Source organism: Kribbella sp. NPDC049584 (genome assembly GCF_040675555.1).
GTDB lineage: Bacteria > Actinomycetota > Actinomycetes > Propionibacteriales > Kribbellaceae > Kribbella.
The window spans coordinates 178,679-194,832 of sequence record NZ_JBFAPF010000010.1 but is presented as its reverse complement, the minus strand read 5'-3'; the positions used below and the strand labels follow the sequence as shown (position 1 = coordinate 194,832).

Below are 16,154 nucleotides of genomic sequence, written 5' to 3'. Positions count from 1 at the left end.
CGCTTAGCCCAACGTCGGCAGGAGTTCCTGCAACTTGGTCATCAGGTAGGCGTGCAAGCTCGTGCCGTACGAGATCCGGGTCGCGCCGAGTGCCGCAAGCTCCGACGGCGTCGGTCCACCCGGCGAAGCGTGCGCGTTGATCGGTCCGCCAACGCCCTCGACGACCTCGGCGAGCTGGTCCACCGGCGCGAGGATCGGGTAGACGCAGTCGACTCCGGCACGGCGGTACTCGCGGCCCCGGCGTACTGCCTCGGCGACTGGATCGTCGACGCGTCGCACGAAGGTGTCCACCCGGGCGTTGATCACCAGCTCGGCTCCCGCGGCGGCGCGTACCTCGGCCAGGTAATCGGCCTGCTTCGCCACCTCGACAAGCTCGCCGTCGAGCGAGTCCTCCAGGTTGCAACCGACCGCTCCGGTCTCGAGCAGCCGCTCCGCGAACTCCTTCGCCGGCAGGCCGTACCCCGCCTCCATGTCAGCCGTGACGGGTACGTCGACCGCGCGGACGATCTTGGCGACCGCGTCGAACATGGTCGCCGGCGGGGTCAGCTGCCCGTCGTCGTACCCGAGGACGCGGGCGACCGCCCCGCTGCTGGTGGCAACAGCGGGGAAGCCGGCCTCGGCGATCAGCCGGGCGCTCACCGGATCCCACGCGTTCGGAAGGATGAGGGGAGTGCCGCCGTGGTGCAGTGCTCTGAACAACTCTGCTGTCTGCGTCATCAGGGGTGCGACCTCACGGCTTGTAGTGGCCGGGCTCCATCTTCCCGGTCACGCCGACCCGGGTCCACATGTTGATCGTGATGATCAGCGCGATCAGCCGGGCCAGGTCCTTCTCGTCGAAGGCCGCGGCCGCGATCTCGTACACGTCGTCCGGCACGTGGTCGACGCTGATCAGCGTGATCGCCTCGGTCAGCTGGAGCGCCGCCTTCTCCTGCTCGGTGTAGAACTTCTGCGCCTCGCGCCAGACCGGGAGCAGCGCGATCCGCTGCTGCTGGTCGGGGCCGAACTCCATCAGGTCCAGCGAGTGCATGTCGGTGCAGTACGCGCAGCCGTTGATCTGCGAGGCCCGGATCCGGACCAGGTGCGCCAGCTTCGGGTCCAGCCCGGTGTCGGACACCTTGTCGACCTCGATCAGGGCCTGGTAGAAGTCGGGTGCAAGGTTGGCGAGCTTCACTCGCCGCGTCGTTGAACTCATGCCTCCACGTTATGACCGGATCGGCCCAGGTACGTGGTCCACTTCCGCGGACGATCCCTGGGCCAATCCAGTCGACGGCGAGGACGGCGTGGTTCAGGCCCTGTCGCGCCGGACGAGATTGCGCAGCTGGGTCCAGGCGCTGCGGAACGGCGTACGCGGCGCCCGCTTCGTCAGCGGCTTCATCAACTCGTCGACAGGCGACGGCGGCGTGACGGGGGCAGGGTTCTCGGGCGTGCTGTGATGATCGGACATGACGTTCCCTCACGGGAGGGCCGGTTTGGCTGCACCACGAGGTGGGATGTCGTCGTTCCGGAGCTACCACCACAGTACGCCGCTTCACACCGGAAAGCGCTAGCTGTCGTTACCTGCGTGAAGCGAGTTGCTCAGGCCGTTGAGGATCAGGTTGAGGCCGAAGTCGAATTCGTCGGCGAAGTCGTAGCTGGTCTTGAAGTAGTAGCCGGTGGCCATCTCGACGAGATGCGGATAGTCGCCCGCGGCGAACCGCTCCATGATCGAGTCCGCGACCGGCGCCACGGTGTCGCGCCCTTCGAAGGGGAGCCCGGCTTCCTGGAGTGCGAATCCGTAGGTGTAGCTGTCGATCAGGGCATAGGCATGGGCCGTCATCTCCAGCGAGAAACCGGCCGCCCGGAGCGTCGCGATCACCGCGTCGTGATGGCGCAGCGTTGCCGGGCCCGGGGTGGTCCGGGATTCCATCAGGCCGATCGCCCAGCGATGCCGCCGCAGCACCTGCCGGGCCGACGCGGCGCGCCGGCGCAGCTCCGAGCGCCAGTCGCCGCCGGGCGACGGCAGTTCGATCTCGCTGAAGACCACATCGACGATGCCGTCGAGGATCGCGTCCTTGTTGGCGACGTGGTAGTAGACCGACATCGGTTTCGCCCCGAGCTCCTGGGCCAGCGAGCGGATCGTGAGAGCTCCGATCCCGCCGGCGTCGGCCACCCCGACGGCGGCCGCCAGCACCCGCTCCCGGGTCAACCGCCGGCGACCCTGCGAGGTATCACCAGCAGACTTCTCCACCCCCGGACCATAGCAGTTTCGTACAAAGTACGATACCGTCACCGTACTTAGTACGAAACGTCACCGGCGCTGGGGGCTCCGACATCCAGCACACCAGGGGGAACACCATGGCCCGTACGACCACGACCATCACCACGACCACCATGCGAGCGATCGTGCAGGACAGGTACGGCGATGCCGACGTCCTGCAGCTCAGGCAGATCGCCCGCCCCGAACCGGTAGCAACCGAGGTACTCGTCCGCGTGCACGCCGCCGGCCTCGACCGCGGGACCTGGCATCTGATGACGGGTACGCCGTACCTCCTCAGGCTCGCCTTCGGATTCCGCGGCCCACGCAACCCCGTACCCGGACGAGATGTCGCCGGCACGGTCGAGGCCGTCGGCTCCGGGGTCACCAGGTTCGCCGTCGGCGACGAGGTGTACGGCGAGGCGCCCGGTTCGTTCGCCGAATACGCGGTCGCCCGGGAGGACAAGCTCGCCCACAAGCCCGCCGACCTCGCCTTCGAGGAGGCCGCGGTGGTCCCGACCTCGGCGTCGACCGCCCTGAACGCGTTGACCGCCGGCCGGATCGAGGCCGGGCAGCACGTCCTCGTCATCGGCGCCTCGGGTGGCGTCGGCAGCTTCGCCGTACAACTGGCCAAGGCCTTCGGAGCGGAAGTCACCGGCGTGGCCGGCACCTCCAAGCTCGATCTGGTCCGTGCGCTGGGCGCCGATCATGTCCTCGACTACACCCGCGACGACTTCGCCGCGACCGGCGATCGCTACGACCTGATCATCGACATCGCCGGCAACCCCACGCTCTCGAGGCTGCGGCGCGCGCTGACGCCGACCGGTACGGTCGTCATCACCGGTGGCGAGGACGGCCGCGGTCCGAGCGGCGGGATGAACCGGCAGTTCCGCGCGCTGGCTCTGTCGCTGTTCGTACGGCAACGGCTGACCTTCGTCGTCGGCAAGGTGCGCGGCAGCGAACTCGGACGCCTCACCGCCCTCATCGAGGCCGGCGAGGTCACCCCGAACCTCGACCGCACCTATCGCCTCGACCAGGTCCCGGACGCCATGCACCACCTGACCACCGGCAAGGTCCGCGGCAAGCTCGCGATCACCGGCATGTCCGCATGATCACCGTCGACGGACTCTCGAAGCGGTACGGCGGCTCCTCGCCGGGCTCCGGATGGTGATGCGAGCCGAGGTCAAGTAACGCAGCCGGCGGGATAAGGTCCGGTTCCATGGAGGATTCCGAGGCGGGGGCCGACCTGCACCTGGACCTCGCCGCGGCGCGGGGGCGCAATGAGCTCGTGCAGGCCTTGCACGAGTCGATCCGGACCGGGCGGTTGCCGGCCGGGACGCGGTTGCCGTCGTCGCGGTCGCTGGCGAAGGATCTCGGGATCGCGCGGAACACGGTCGCGGACGCGTACGGGCAGCTGGTGGCCGAAGGCTGGCTGACTGCGCGGCAGGGATCCGGGACGGTCGTTGCCAACCGGGCCGCCGTACCGTCGATGCCGGCTGTCGCGCTGCCGGAGGAGCGGTCGTTTCGGTACGACCTGAGGCCCGGGGCGCCGGATCTTGCGACGTTCCCGCGGACGGAGTGGCTGGCGGCGGCCCGGAAGGCGTTGACCTTGGCGCCGAACGAGTCGTTCGGGCTGGGGGATCCGCGCGGCGGGCTCGAGCTGCGGCGGGTGCTCGCGGACTACCTCGCCCGTGCGCGCGGCGTACGGGCGGATCCCGAGCGGATGCTGATCTGCTCGGGGTACGTGCAGGCGGTGAGCCTGCTGGGCGAGGCGATCAAGAACCTCGGCGGTACGACGATCGCGGTCGAGGAGTTCGGGTACGGGCTGCATCGGGACGTCATCCGGGCACGCGGACTTTCCGCGGTGGCTGTGCCGGTGGACGAGCTCGGTGCGCAGACGTCACAGCTCGCCGGGCAGGGCGTGCTGCTCACCCCGGCGCACCAGATGCCGACGGGCGTGCCGCTCGCGCCGGAGCGTCGTACTGCTGCTGTCGAGTGGGCGCGGGAGACCGGGGCGGTGGTGATCGAGGACGACTACGACGGCGAGTTCCGGTACGACCGCCAGTCGGTGGGGGCGTTGCAGGCGCTCGATCCGGAACGGGTCGTCTACACCGGTACGGCGAGCAAGAGCCTCGCGCCGGGTCTGCGACTGGCGTGGATGGTGCTGCCGCAGCGCCTGATCGAGCCGGTCGTCGCCGCGAAGCGCACCGCCGACTACCAGACCGGGACGCTCGAGCAGTTGATCCTGGCCGAGTTCATTGCCTCCGGCCACTATGACCGCCACGTACGCCGCTCCCGCCTGCACTACCGCCGCCGCCGCGACCGCCTGGTAGAACTCCTGGCCGTCCGCGCCCCCGACGTCCAGGTAGCCGGCATCTCCGCCGGCCTGCACGTCCTCCTGGACGTCCCAGGCGACGCCGAAGACATCGTCGCCCGAGCCGCCCGCCAAGGCCTCGGCCTGGCCAGCCTCTCCACCTACCACTTCAACCCAACCCCCGCCACCCGCCAAGCAGTAATAGTCGGCTACGGCACCCCACCCGACCACGCCTACCCCGGCTCCCTAGACCTCCTCTGCCAGGTACTTGGTGTGTAGCTCGCGGATGTCGGTTGGGCCTACGCGGCAGCAGCCGCCGATGTAGGTTGCTCCGGCTGCTGCCCAGGTGCGGGCGAAGGTTGCTGGGGCTGTGCCGTCGCCGACCCAGGTTCGTGCGACCGGGTCCCACGACTCGCCGCGGTTGGGATAGGCGATGGCGGGTTTGCCGGTCGTGGTTACTGCAGTTCGGATGGCGGGCAGTACGTCGGTGGGGGTGCAGCAGTTGATGCCTATGGCAACCACCTGGTCAATGGCCGGGATGGTGAAAGCGTCGGCTAGTGGTTGGCCGGCTCGGGTGTGGGTGCCGGCGATCGAGTAGGAGAACCAGGCGGGGAAGTCGAGCTCGGACAGCAATCCGACGAGGACCTCGGCTTCCTGGGTGTCCGGGATTGTTTCGATGGCGAGCAGGTCGGGGCCTGCGTCCATCAGCAGCTCGAGGCGCGGTCCGTGGAAGTCCCGGAGGACAGCAACCGAAACGCCGTAGTTGCCTCGGTACTCCGAGCCGTCCGCGAGCATCGCGCCGTACGGACCGACGGACCCGGCGACCAGCCGGCCGGGGAACTCGTCGCGCACCTCCCGCGCGATCCGCACGCTGCTCGCGATGAGCCGCTCCGCCTCGGCGCACTCGACGCCGGCCCGTTCGAAGCCGATCACGCTCGCCTGGTAACTCGCCGTCGTCGCGACCATCGCTCCGGCCTCGTAGTACGCGCGATGGACCGCCGCGATCTCCGCCGGATCGTCCCTCAGCAGCCGCGCGGACCACAGAGCGTCGGACAGGTCGTGCCCGCGGTCCTCGAGAGCATTCGACAGGCCGCCGTCGAGGATGACCAACCGGTCAGAGGCCTTGGACAAGCTCGAAGACCTCGTCGGCGCAGCCCCACGACAGCGTCACGCCGGAGCCGCCGTGTCCGTAGCAGTGGATCACCGGCTCACCGGTCCGCGTACGCACGAGCTCGCACCGGATCGTCGGCCGAGCAGGACGCAGACCGACCCGCTGCCGGATGATCTTCGCCTTGCGGAGTTGAGGAACGAGCTCCGCGGCCCGCTCCAGAATCGCCGAGCTCGTCGCAGGATCCACGGCCATGGTCCAGTCGCCCGGCTGGCTGGTCCCACCGACAACCACGTCGTGCTCACGCGGTACCACGTACGTCAGCTCGGTCGGCGACCGATCCGCAAGCAGCCATTCGGTCAGCCCGCACGGCTCGACCGTCATCACCTGACCGCGGACCGGCGTCACCGTCGGATCGCCCGCCGTCAGTCGCGCCCCGAGCCCGGTGCAGTTCACGACCAGATCGGCCCCGGTCGGCAACGCGGACAGCGCCGCCCGCGTCAGCGTCCCGCCCGCCTGCTCGAGTCGCTTCACCAACGCCGGCAGGTACGCCGGCATGTCGATCACGGGCGCCGTGAACGACCACCCGTCCACGAATCCCGCCGGCGGCGACCCCAGCCGGGTCAGATCAGGCAGTACGTCGGCCCACCGCGGATCCGGCGTACGGTCGGTCAGGAACTCGCGCCCGTGCCGCAGCTGGACCGACGGCTCGATCTCCGCCAGCTTCGCGAACTCCTCGTACGACGTCCGCGACCAGCCGGCCACCCGGTCCTCCGGGGCCGACAGGTACGGATACCAGATCGCGGCCGCCACGGACGACGTCGTCTCCAACGGCAGGTCGCGGGCGAACACCGCCACGTCGTACCCGCCCTCGGCGAGCCGGATGGCACAGCTCAGCCCGATCACGCCCGCCCCGACCACGATCACGCGCATTCACACAGTGTTCCCCACACTCCGTGATCACGCCAGGGTGCGCCTGACGATCGTCATCGCGTCGACGCGGACCAAAGCCGGCTTGCTGCTGACCTCGAGGTCGAACACGGGCCGCCAGGCCCGGTTACTCGCTGACCCCGCGGCTCAGGAGCACGGTGGCGATGAAGGTCTTGTACAGCTGCAACGGGTCGTCGTTGCGCAGAGCAACAACCTTGTCCTCGCGGCGTTCGACGTTGCGTAGTGCGCAGGCCAGCTCGGCGAACGCCCGGCTGTGGAAACGAACGGTCAGCTCGGCCGGCAGTGCGATGCTCGGCGGTCGGATGTCGCTCAGCCGCGCCAGCGCGCGCCGGGCGCCGTCGTGGATCAGCTCGCGGGCAAGCTCCGGATGCACGGATCGGGCGGCGTTGTGCGAGATCGAGTCCTTGACGACGACCGACTCGATGTCCGGGCAGAACGGCTGCGCCTCGTCGATCGTCACCCGGTCACCCGAGATCAGTACGACGGGGACACCGTGCGCGAGGGCCACCAGCGCGTTGATGCCCGCCTCACCCGTGATCGAGCCGTTGAGGCGTACTTCGGCGATCGCGCGCGGGTTGTACGTGTGGTGCAGCACGGAACCCGTCGACCCGGCCGACCCGTGGTAGGAGACGAAGAACGCCGCGTCGTACGAATCGTCGAGGCCCTCCATCATGTAGAGCGGCTTGTGCTTCCCGGACAGGTAGCTCGCGCGGCCGTGCAGCTCGTCGGGACGCAGGTTCTGCATGGTCGAGTGCGAGTCGTTGACCAGGAACTCCGTGCCGCCCGCGGCCATCGCGCCGTCGATCGCCGCGTTGACCTCCGCCTGGAGTTGACCCCGGTAGTACTCGTACTCCTGGCCCGGCCCCCGACACTGACTCCAGTCGACGACGCCCGCCGTACCCTCCATGTCCGTTGACAAGAAGACCCTCATCTAGCGCACCATACAGGGCCGTTTCGGGTCGAAGGTCCAGTCCTCGATCAGGTACTGCATCGCGATCGCGTCGTTGCGTGCACCGAGTCCGTGCTGGAGGTACAGCTCGTGCGCGGCGTCCAATGCATCGCGGTCGAGCTCGACGCCGAGACCGGGGCGCGTTGGTACGGCGATCTCGCCGCGTGCGATCTGCAGCGGTTCCTTGGTGAGGGCCTGACCGTCCTGCCAGATCCAGTGCGTGTCGAGCGCCGTGATGTCGCCGGGAGCGGCCGCGGCGACCTGCGTGAACATCGCCAGCGAGATGTCGAAGTGGTTGTTCGAGTGCGAACCCCAGGTCAGCCCGAAGTCGTTGCAGAGCTGCGCGACCCGTACCGATCCGGCCATCGTCCAGAAGTGCGGGTCGGCCAGGGGGATGTCGACCGCGTCGATCCGGATCGCGTGTGCCAGTTCGCGCCAGTCGGTCGCGATCATGTTGGTCGCCGTACGCAGTCCGGTAGACCGCCTGAACTCGGCCATCGTCTCCCGCCCGGAGAACCCAGGCTCGGCCCCGCACGGGTCCTCGACATACGCGAGTACGTCGTCCAGCCCCGAGCAGACCGCGATAGCTTCGCGGAGCGACCAGGCGCCGTTGGGGTCCACCGTGATCCGCGCAGCGGGGAATCGTTCGTGCAGCGCGCGGGCCGCGTCGATCTCGACGTGCGCGTCGAAGACGCCGCCCTTCAACTTGAAGTCCGCGAACCCATACCGCTCCTGAGCTGCTTCAGCCAAGGCAACGACGTCGTCTTGGGTGAGTGCCGGGCGCCGCCTCAGTTGCGTCCACTTGTCGTCGTCGCCGTCGTCCGTCCGGTAGGGCAGGTCGGTCTGCGTTGTATCACCTACGTAGAACAGATAGCCCAGGACCGGAACCGCGGTGCGTTGCTGCCCGTCGCCGAGCAATTCGGCGACTGGTATACCAAGGTGCTGGCCGAGCAGATCCAGCAGCGCCGATTCGATCCCGGTGACCGCGTGAACCGTCGTCCGCAGGTCGAAGGTCTGCAACCCGCGGCCTCCGCTGTCCCGGCCCGCGAAGGTGGTGGAGATCGAGCGGAGCAAGCTTCGATGGTGGCTGAGCTGGTGACCGACCAGGAGGGGCGTCGCGTCGCGGATGGTGGATGCGATCTTCTCGCCGCCAGGCACTTCGCCGAGTCCCGTGTTGCCCGAGCTGTCGGTCACGATCACCACGTTGCGGGTGAAGAACGGCCCGTGTGCACCGCTCAGGTTGAGCAGCATGCTGTCGTGGCCGGCCACCGGCACGACCTCGACAGACGTGACAGTCGGAGTCATTTGACCTTCCCGATCAACTCGGTCAGCTGCGCGAACTCGTCGTCGGTCAGATCCTGCAACGGCGGTCGCACCGGCCCGGCGGACCGCCCGATCGCGTTCACGCCGGCCTTCACGATCGACACGGCATACCCCTTCGTCCGGTCGCGGAGGTCCAGGTACGGCAGCACGAACTCGTTGAGCTTTTGGTATACCGAAGTACGGTCCTGGGCGACCACGTCCGCATAGAACCCGAGCGCGAACTCGGGCACGAAGTTGAAGATGGCCGACGAGTATGTGCTGTACCCGAGCTGCAGCAGCGGCAGCGCGAACGTCTCGGCCGTCGGCAGTCCACCGATGTACGTGAGCCGCTCGCCCACTCGCGCGTACGTCCGCGTCATCATCTCGATGTTGCCGACGCCGTCCTTGAGGCAGACCAGATTCGGATTCCGCTCCGTGAGCGCGGCGACCGACGCGTCGTTCAGGATCGCGTTCGCTCGGCTGTACACGGTCACGCCGAGGCTCGTGCTTCGGCATACCGCCGACACGTGCTCGATCAGACCGGCCTGCCCCGCCTCCGTCAGGTACGGCGGAAGTAGCAGGATCCCGTCCGCCCCGGCAGCCTCGGCGGCCTGCGCTCCGGCGATCGCAGTCGCCGTACCGCCGGTAGCCGGCGCGATCACCGGCACCCGGCCGTTCACCTCGGACACAGCAGCTCGTACGACGGTGTCGATCTCGGCTGTGGTCAGCGAGAAGCCCTCGCCGGTACCGCCCGCGGCGAACAAACCCGCGACGTCGTACTGGCTCAGCCAGGACAGGTGCTGGCGGTACCCGGCCTCGTTGAAGGTCAGATCCGGATGGAAATGCGTCACGGGGAACGAGAGCAGCCCGGTCTTCAGTTGCGCGGCGAGTTCACCGGGGGAGTAGCGGGAGGAGTTATGGGGCACGCTCGTCAGCGTAAGAAGACGCGTGGATACCTGTCCAAGATCGATTTTGGATCTAGTGATGCTCTGGGAGCATCGTGAGCACCCGTCGCAGCACCGGACTGGTTGCGTCGCGCCGCCAGATCGCGTGCAGCTCGACCGGGCCGCCGGCACGCTCGAGATCGCAGTACGCAACGCCCTCCACACCAAGGCTGCGGGCCGATGCCGGGACGAGCGCGACGCCCCGGCCGGCGGCGACCAGCAGGATGACCGTCAGGATCTGCTGCACCCGCTGCTCGATCCGCGGATGCGTCTCGGCCAGGAACCGGACCGTCAGTTCGTGGAAGTAGCGCGCCTGCGTCGGCGAGTAGCTGATCACCCGCTCACCGGCGAAGTCGCCTGCGGACAGCGGTCGCCCAAGCGTCGCCAGTCGATGGTTGCCGGGGACAACAGCACACAGAGGCTCGCGGTATACCACCCGCGAGTCCAGTACGTCGCTGTCGAACGGCGGCCGCCCGAGACCGAGATCGAGCTCACCACGCAGCAGGCCGTCGAGCTGACCGGGCGTCACCCGCTCGTGCAGGATCACATCAACATCGGGCAGTTCCTCCGCCATCCGGCGTAGCAGCGGACCGAGCGTGCGAATAGCCGAAGTCGCAGTGAAGCCGAGTCGCAGCGTGCCCGCTGCGCCCTGGTCGACGCGTCGCGCCAGATCGCCCGCGGTCTCGACCAGCGCGAGTAGCCGGCGAGCCTCGACCAGGAACGCCTGCCCGGCCTCGGTGAGCTCGACCTTGCGGTTGTCGCGTTCCAGCAGTCGCGCCCCCACGGCGCGTTCGAGCTTCTGCACCTGCCGGCTCAGCGGCGGCTGCGTCATGTTCAGCCGTTCCGCGGCCCGGCCGAAGTGCAGTTCCTCGGCGACGGCGACGAAGGCGCTCAGTTGATCGAGCGAGAACATGATTCCCGAAAGGTATCACTCGCTGCCTGATCGGTCTCGGACAGACATGATCGGCGTTCCTGCCCGGCCCGCTGGTAGTCCCGGCCAACTATCCGGGCTGGTGGGTCAGCAGCCGATGGCGTGTGCTCGAGAGATGGACCCGCATCGCCGCACGCGCCGCCTCGGGGTCGGCGTGCTCGATCGCCGCGTGGATGTTCTCGTGCTCATGGATCACCCGGGTCAGGTGGTCCGGGTCGGACATCTCGTACGCCGGATCGAGTCGCGTCCGCGGCAGCATGATCATCATCGGCCCGAGTTCGCCGATCAGGTCGGAGTAGAAACGATTGCCTGAAGCAACCGCTACCTTCAGGTGGAACGCGAAGTCCGCCTCCACCGACCGCGCCGGATCGTCCCCGATCCTGCGGTACTCGTCCAGCGCCCGCTCGATCCCCTTCAGTTGGTATACCGAACGTCGGCCGGCCGCCAGCCCGGCTGCCTCGCTCTCCACACCGATCCGGAAGTCCATCAGCTCCATCACGTCCCGGTGCGATCGGACCTCGCGGAGTCCCGACGTACGTTCCGGAACCTCCAGCACGAACGAGCCACGGCCCTGGAATGTCTCCACGAGACCGGCCGCCTGCAGCCGGGAGACGGCTTCACGCACGACAGTCCGGCTGACCCCGAACTCCTCCACCAGACTGTTCTCGCCTGGCAGCTTCTCGCCGGGCGCGATCTCCCCGCTCAGAATTCGTTGCTTCAGCTCCTCGACGATTTGGTACGCCAAACCGCTCATCCGTGGAACTCGCAACTGTCGACCGTCCATCGCGCGCACTGCTCGCTCGTCGTGAAGCCGAGGCCAGGCCGATCCGGCACGAGCATGCGGCCGTCGACAGTCTCCAGACGCTCGTTGAACAAGGGATTCAGCCACTCGAAATGCTCGACCCACGGTTCGCGCGGATACGCCGCCGCGAGGTGCAGGTGGATCTCCATCGCGAAGTGCGGAGCCAGCTGAAGACCGTTGTGGTCGGCAAGCGTCGCCAGCTTGAGGAACGGCGTGATGCCGCCGATCCGTGGCGCGTCCGGCTGGATGATGTCGGCGGCCCGGGCCTCGATCAGCCGGACGTGTTCACCGACGCTCGACAACATCTCACCCGTCGCGATCGGAGTGTCCAACGCTGCGGCAAGCTCCGCATGGCCGACGGCGTCGTACGCGTCGAGCGGCTCCTCGATCCACACCAGGTTGAACTGCTCCAACACCCGGCCGAAACGCAGCGCGGTCGGGCGGTCCCATTGCTGGTTCGCGTCGACCATCAGCGGTACGTCGTCGCCGAGGTGCTCGCGGACGGCACGCACCCGGTCGAGGTCGATGCGGGTCTCGGGCTGACCGACCTTGATCTTGATCCCGCCGATGCCGTCGGCCAGCGATTTCGAGGCGCGTTCCTTGACCTCCTCGATCGGCGCGTGCAGGAAGCCGCCGGACGTGTTGTACGCGCGGACCGAGTCCCGGTGCGCGCCGAGCAGCTTGGCGAGAGGGAGATCGGCCCGCTTCGCCTTCAGGTCCCAGAGCGCGACGTCGATCGCAGCGATGGCCTGCGTCGCGACGCCGGATCGGCCGACCGACGCGCCGGCCCAGAGCAGCTTGTCGTACACCTTGCCGATGTCCGACGGGTCCTCGCCGATCAGCCCCGACGCGATCTCCTTCGCATGCGCGTACTGCGCCGGACCGCCGGCTCGCTTGGAGTAGCTGAACCCGATCCCGCGCTGCTCCTGCTCGGTCGCGATCTCCGCGAACAGGAAGACGATCTCGGTCATCGGCCGCTGCCGCCGGGTCAGCACCTTCGCGTCACTGATCGGCTGGTCGAGCGGAAGAACCACGGACGACAGCTTCACCTGGCGGATGCGATCCATGGCCTGTGATCGTACAAGTCATCAACTTGTCCAACAAGGGCCGCGATTGACACCCTCGTAACACCAGGTGACTCAGGTGGAAACACCAGTCGGCGACGCTGCTTTCTCGCCGACAACGTCGTCGCGTGACCACATCTGCCTGGGGAAGGAAGTCGCGATGGATGTGTCGGAGCCGGACCTGCTGCGGACGTTCACGGCGGTGGACAAGGACGACAACGGCCGGATCTGGGCCTGGGAACTGCTCGCGAAGCTGGGACAGGCGGGGATCCAGCCCGACGATCCGCGCGTCCGTGCGGCGCTGGCCGACGTCGGCCGTCCGGCGGGGATCGACATCCAGCCGGTGGAGATCGACTTCCGGCAGTACGCCGAGATCGCTCAGCACGGCGACGGCGTGGTGTACCGCGCGCTGGCGGGCGAGCTGGCCGTGCCTCCGGACGAGTTCCAGGAGTACGTGCGCAGCATCACGGCGATGCACGGCGACCTGCTGTCGAATCGGGACGGCAACGTCGCCGACTACATCCCGACGTTGCGGGACGCCGATCCGGAGCGGTTCGGGATCGCGATCTGTACGGCGGACGGGCAGGTGTTCTCGATCGGGGACACGGCGGACGAGTTCAGCGTCCAGTCGACGTCGAAGCCGTTCAACTATGCGATCGCGCTGGAACAGCTCGGGCCGGACGAAGTACATCGCTGGGTCGGCCAGGAGCAGAGCGGCGGCCCGTTCAACGATCCGCATCTGTCGCTGGGCACGGATGGCAGGCCCCGCAACCCGATGATCAACGCCGGAGCGATCGGTACCCTCGCGCTGGTCGATACCGGCAAGGACCAGTCGGACCGGTTCACCACCGTCCGGGACACGTGGGCGGCGATGACGGGTAAACGACCGCAGTTGCACGGTGCGACGTTCCTGGCCGAGCGCGACACCGGCTTCGGCAACGTCAGATTCGCGAACGGGCTCATGCAGGCCGGCAAGCTGAGAGGCGCTCGGTCGAACGATCGGCGTGCTCCGGAGGACGCTGTCGAGTTCTACACCATGGTCTGCTCGCTCACCATGGACGCCGAGCAGCTGGCCAGGGCTGGTGCGACGCTCGCGAACGGCGGAGTCGCCCCGAGCGGCCGGCGCGTGTTCTCCCCGGAGACCGCTGGACGTGTGCTGGCCGTGATGGGACACAGCGGCATGTACGACGGCTCCGGGCAGTTCTCCGACCAGGTCGGGTTGCCGGCCAAGAGCGGTGTCTCCGGCAACGTCATGATGGTGGTGCCGTCGAAAGGGCTGGCGGTGGTGACCTACTCGCCCCGTCTGGACGCGACTGGCAACTCGGTCCGCGGGGTCGAGGTCTGCAAACGCTTCGTCAACGAGTTCGGCCTACACCCATACCGCGGCGTTGGTGGCGCCGAGCGCGGACGGCAGTCGGCCGGCACGCTCAACGAGGCAGACAGAAGAGCCGAGGCAGCAAACGCAGCCGACCGCGCCCTAGCCGGCCTGGCCCGCCCGGGAACCGCCAGCCCGGTCGCGGCTCAGACCGTCGACGCGGAGCGCGCGGGCGCAGGCGCCTCCCGGCAATCTGCACAGCCGGGCCGTCAACTCTAGCCACCGTCCGGCCTGCAGGCGGCGGATCTGCACGCCATCAGAATGCAGCTGCCCCCGCCGCGTTGAGCGTGGCGGGGGCAGGGAGTTGCAGTTGTGATGAGCTGAGGATCCGCAGGTGCTACTCGACGGTGACTGACTTGGCCAGGTTGCGGGGCTTGTCGACGTCGTGGCCCAGGGCTACGGCTGCGTAGTACGCGATGATCTGGAGGGGGATCGTCAGCAGGATCGGGTCGAGTTCGGGCTCGTTCTTCGGTACGACGATCTTTGCCGCGACGCCGTCCGGTACGTCGACGCCGGGGTGCGTGACGACGTAGAGCGGGCCGGAGCGTGCGCCGATCTCGTGCAGCGCGCCGATGTTGCGGTCGAGCAGCTCGTCGTCGGGGACGATCGCGACGCTCGGCACATCCGGCGAGATCAGCGCGAGCGGACCGTGCTTCAGCTCGGAGGTCTGGTACGCCTCGGCGTGCCGGTACGAGATCTCCTTGAGCTTCTGCGCGCCCTCCCGCGCGACCGGGTAACCGCGGGTCCGGCCGACGAAGAACAGCGATTCGTGCTTCGCGAGCCGGCCGGCGATCTTGGCCAGCTCCTCCTCCTGCGCGACGATCGCGCCAATGTGCTCCGGCAGCTTCTTCAGGCCGTCGATCAGCCGGCGGCCGTCGGCGGGGGAGACGTCGCGGATCCGGCCGAGGTGGATGCCGAGCATCGCGAACCCGACCGCCATGTTCGTCAGCGCCTTCGTCGACGCGACCGAGACCTCCGGACCGGCGTGCAGGTACACACCGCCGTCGACCTCGCGGGCGATGCTCGAGCCGACTGCGTTCACCAGGCCGATCACGCGACCGCCCTTGCGCTTCAGCTCCTGCACCGCGACCAGCGTGTCCAGGGTTTCACCGGACTGCGACACGGCGACGTACAGCGTGTCCCGCTCGACCACCGGGTTGCGGTACCGGAACTCCGACGCGGGCTCGGCGTCGGCGGGGATCCGCGCGACCTCCTCGATGAACTGCGCGCCCATCTGACCCGCGTAGTACGCCGAACCGCAGCCGAGGATCTTGACCCGCTTGATCTCACGCGCCTCGCGGGCGTCCATGTTCAGGCCGCCGAGGTGCACGGTGTGGAAGCGCTCGTCGAGGCGGCCGCGGATGGCCCGGCCGACCGCGTCCGGCTGCTCGTGGATCTCCTTCATCATGAAGTGCTCGTGCAGACCGCGCTCGTACTCGTCGGCCTCCCACTCGACCGTCTTCGCGGTCTTGGTGGTCGGCGCGGCGTCCTGCGTGAACGTGCGGTACCCGTCGGCGCGGACGGTCGCCATCTCGCCGTCGTCCAGGTACACGACCTGGCGGGTGTAGCGGATCAGCGCGGCCGCGTCGGAGGCGACGTGCATCTCGCCGTCGCCGATACCGAGGATCAGCGGGCTGCCGTTGCGGGCCACCACGATCCGGTCCGGGAAGTCGAGGTCGATGACGGCGATGCCGTACGTGCCCTCGATCCGGCGCAGCGCGGCCATCACCTTGTCCTCGAGGGTGGCGCCCTCGGACTGCTCGATCAGGTGCGCCAGGACCTCGGTGTCGGTCTCGGACCGCAGCTTGACGCCCGCGTCCTCGAGTTGGGTGCGCAGCGCGCCGGCGTTGTCGAAGATGCCGTTGTGTACGACGGCGATCCGCTCGTTCCCGCTGGCGTGCGGGTGTGCGTTGTCCTTGCTCGGACCGCCGTGGGTCGCCCAGCGCGTGTGGCCGATGCCGAGCTTGCCGCCGAACCGCTTCGGCAGCGACGCCTCCAGCTCACGGACGCGACCGGCGTCCTTGTGCACCTTCAGCTCGCTGGACCCCAGTACGGCGACACCCGCCGAGTCGTAGCCCCGGTACTCGAGCCGGGCCAGTCCGTCCACCAGGATGGGCGCGGCCGGCTTGGTGCCGACGTACCCGACGATTCCGCACATGTAGTGGTGCCCCTTCGTAGGTT

General features: G+C 68.4%; 16 protein-coding genes. 4 read left to right on the top strand and 12 right to left on the bottom strand.

Annotated features, from left to right (window positions below; all coding sequences use genetic code 11):
• Positions 1-3: 3 nt before the first annotated feature.
• Both AB0J62_RS30140 and AB0J62_RS30135 read right to left on the bottom strand, forming a co-directional pair.
• Positions 4-717: an isocitrate lyase/phosphoenolpyruvate mutase family protein gene (locus AB0J62_RS30140; protein WP_363878096.1), complete on the bottom strand. Its 714-nt coding sequence runs from the start codon at positions 715-717 to the stop codon at positions 4-6.
• Positions 718-730: 13 nt separating this feature from the next.
• Positions 731-1,192: a carboxymuconolactone decarboxylase family protein gene (locus AB0J62_RS30135; protein ID WP_363878094.1), complete on the bottom strand. Its 462-nt coding sequence runs from the start codon at positions 1,190-1,192 to the stop codon at positions 731-733.
• Between AB0J62_RS30135 and AB0J62_RS30130 the strand changes: the two genes are divergently transcribed.
• A complete protein-coding gene (locus AB0J62_RS30130; RefSeq protein WP_363878092.1) occupies positions 1,191-1,433 on the top strand; it encodes a hypothetical protein in 243 nt (80 codons plus the stop codon). The two genes, AB0J62_RS30135 and AB0J62_RS30130, sit on opposite strands and share 2 nt — an antisense overlap.
• Positions 1,434-1,543: 110 nt before the next feature.
• Here the strand turns inward: AB0J62_RS30130 and AB0J62_RS30125 are convergent, their stop codons facing one another.
• Positions 1,544-2,227, bottom strand: coding sequence for a TetR/AcrR family transcriptional regulator (locus tag AB0J62_RS30125; protein WP_363878089.1), 684 nt, complete (start codon positions 2,225-2,227; stop codon positions 1,544-1,546).
• A 107-nt stretch (positions 2,228-2,334) separates the two neighbouring features.
• Here AB0J62_RS30125 and AB0J62_RS30120 point away from each other — a divergent pair, with 107 nt between their 5' ends.
• Together AB0J62_RS30120 and AB0J62_RS30115 are read left to right on the top strand one after the other, a co-directional pair.
• A complete protein-coding gene (locus tag AB0J62_RS30120) occupies positions 2,335-3,345 on the top strand; it encodes an NAD(P)-dependent alcohol dehydrogenase (RefSeq protein WP_363878087.1) in 1,011 nt (336 codons plus the stop codon).
• 107 nt (positions 3,346-3,452) lie between these two features.
• A complete protein-coding gene (locus AB0J62_RS30115; RefSeq protein WP_363878085.1) occupies positions 3,453-4,826 on the top strand; it encodes a PLP-dependent aminotransferase family protein in 1,374 nt (457 codons plus the stop codon).
• Here AB0J62_RS30115 and mmuM read toward each other — a convergent pair.
• From mmuM to AB0J62_RS30075, 8 genes are all read right to left on the bottom strand, one after another.
• The gene (gene mmuM / locus AB0J62_RS30110) at positions 4,794-5,678 is read right to left on the bottom strand and encodes a homocysteine S-methyltransferase (protein ID WP_363878082.1); all 885 of its coding nucleotides are present in this window, start codon (positions 5,676-5,678) and stop codon (positions 4,794-4,796) included. The genes AB0J62_RS30115 and mmuM overlap by 33 nt on opposite strands.
• Positions 5,662-6,588 carry an FAD-dependent oxidoreductase gene (locus AB0J62_RS30105; protein ID WP_363878080.1) on the bottom strand — a complete coding sequence of 309 codons (927 nt, stop codon included), beginning with the start codon at positions 6,586-6,588 and terminating at the stop codon, positions 5,662-5,664. Before AB0J62_RS30105 ends, mmuM begins: the two co-directional genes overlap by 17 nt.
• A 124-nt stretch (positions 6,589-6,712) precedes the next feature.
• On the bottom strand, positions 6,713-7,537 hold the full coding sequence (locus AB0J62_RS30100) for a M55 family metallopeptidase (RefSeq protein WP_363878078.1): 825 nt from the start codon (positions 7,535-7,537) through the stop codon (positions 6,713-6,715).
• The gene (locus AB0J62_RS30095; RefSeq protein ID WP_363878076.1) at positions 7,538-8,860 is read right to left on the bottom strand and encodes an enolase C-terminal domain-like protein; all 1,323 of its coding nucleotides are present in this window, start codon (positions 8,858-8,860) and stop codon (positions 7,538-7,540) included.
• A complete protein-coding gene (gene kdgD / locus AB0J62_RS30090; RefSeq protein ID WP_363878074.1) occupies positions 8,857-9,783 on the bottom strand; it encodes a 5-dehydro-4-deoxyglucarate dehydratase in 927 nt (308 codons plus the stop codon). Before kdgD ends, AB0J62_RS30095 begins: the two co-directional genes overlap by 4 nt.
• A 52-nt stretch (positions 9,784-9,835) precedes the next feature.
• Positions 9,836-10,714, bottom strand: a complete 879-nt coding sequence (locus AB0J62_RS30085; RefSeq protein WP_363878072.1) for a LysR family transcriptional regulator — start codon at positions 10,712-10,714, stop codon at positions 9,836-9,838.
• 88 nt (positions 10,715-10,802) lie between these two features.
• Positions 10,803-11,486, bottom strand: coding sequence for a FadR/GntR family transcriptional regulator (locus AB0J62_RS30080; protein WP_363878070.1), 684 nt, complete (start codon positions 11,484-11,486; stop codon positions 10,803-10,805).
• Entirely contained in the window at positions 11,483-12,601 is a 1,119-nt protein-coding gene (locus tag AB0J62_RS30075) for a mandelate racemase/muconate lactonizing enzyme family protein (protein ID WP_363878068.1), read from the bottom strand. Before AB0J62_RS30075 ends, AB0J62_RS30080 begins: the two co-directional genes overlap by 4 nt.
• A 76-nt stretch (positions 12,602-12,677) precedes the next feature.
• Here AB0J62_RS30075 and glsA point away from each other — a divergent pair, with 76 nt between their 5' ends.
• Entirely contained in the window at positions 12,678-14,192 is a 1,515-nt protein-coding gene (gene glsA, locus AB0J62_RS30070) for a glutaminase A (protein WP_363878066.1), read from the top strand.
• Between the two features lie 118 nt (positions 14,193-14,310).
• Here glsA and glmS read toward each other — a convergent pair whose 3' ends face one another.
• A complete protein-coding gene (gene glmS, locus AB0J62_RS30065) occupies positions 14,311-16,131 on the bottom strand; it encodes a glutamine--fructose-6-phosphate transaminase (isomerizing) (RefSeq protein WP_363878064.1) in 1,821 nt (606 codons plus the stop codon).
• Positions 16,132-16,154: the final 23 nt, after the last annotated feature.

Bases quoted from the DNA above. Each gene is read 5' to 3' on its own strand.
- AB0J62_RS30085 (WP_363878072.1), bottom strand. From the start codon at position 10,714: ATGTTCTCGCTCGATCAACTGAGCGCCTTCGTCGCCGTCGCCGAGGAA.
- AB0J62_RS30140 (WP_363878096.1), bottom strand. From the start codon at position 717: ATGACGCAGACAGCAGAGTTGTTCAGAGCACTGCACCACGGCGGCACT.
- glmS (WP_363878064.1), bottom strand. From the start codon at position 16,131: ATGTGCGGAATCGTCGGGTACGTCGGCACCAAGCCGGCCGCGCCCATC.
- AB0J62_RS30130 (WP_363878092.1), top strand. From the start codon at position 1,191: ATGCCTCCACGTTATGACCGGATCGGCCCAGGTACGTGGTCCACTTCC.
- AB0J62_RS30095 (WP_363878076.1), bottom strand. From the start codon at position 8,860: ATGACTCCGACTGTCACGTCTGTCGAGGTCGTGCCGGTGGCCGGCCAC.
- AB0J62_RS30100 (WP_363878078.1), bottom strand. From the start codon at position 7,537: ATGAGGGTCTTCTTGTCAACGGACATGGAGGGTACGGCGGGCGTCGTC.
- AB0J62_RS30115 (WP_363878085.1), top strand. From the start codon at position 3,453: ATGGAGGATTCCGAGGCGGGGGCCGACCTGCACCTGGACCTCGCCGCG.
- AB0J62_RS30105 (WP_363878080.1), bottom strand. From the start codon at position 6,588: ATGCGCGTGATCGTGGTCGGGGCGGGCGTGATCGGGCTGAGCTGTGCC.
- AB0J62_RS30135 (WP_363878094.1), bottom strand. From the start codon at position 1,192: ATGAGTTCAACGACGCGGCGAGTGAAGCTCGCCAACCTTGCACCCGAC.
- AB0J62_RS30080 (WP_363878070.1), bottom strand. From the start codon at position 11,486: ATGAGCGGTTTGGCGTACCAAATCGTCGAGGAGCTGAAGCAACGAATT.
- AB0J62_RS30120 (WP_363878087.1), top strand. From the start codon at position 2,335: ATGGCCCGTACGACCACGACCATCACCACGACCACCATGCGAGCGATC.
- AB0J62_RS30075 (WP_363878068.1), bottom strand. From the start codon at position 12,601: ATGGATCGCATCCGCCAGGTGAAGCTGTCGTCCGTGGTTCTTCCGCTC.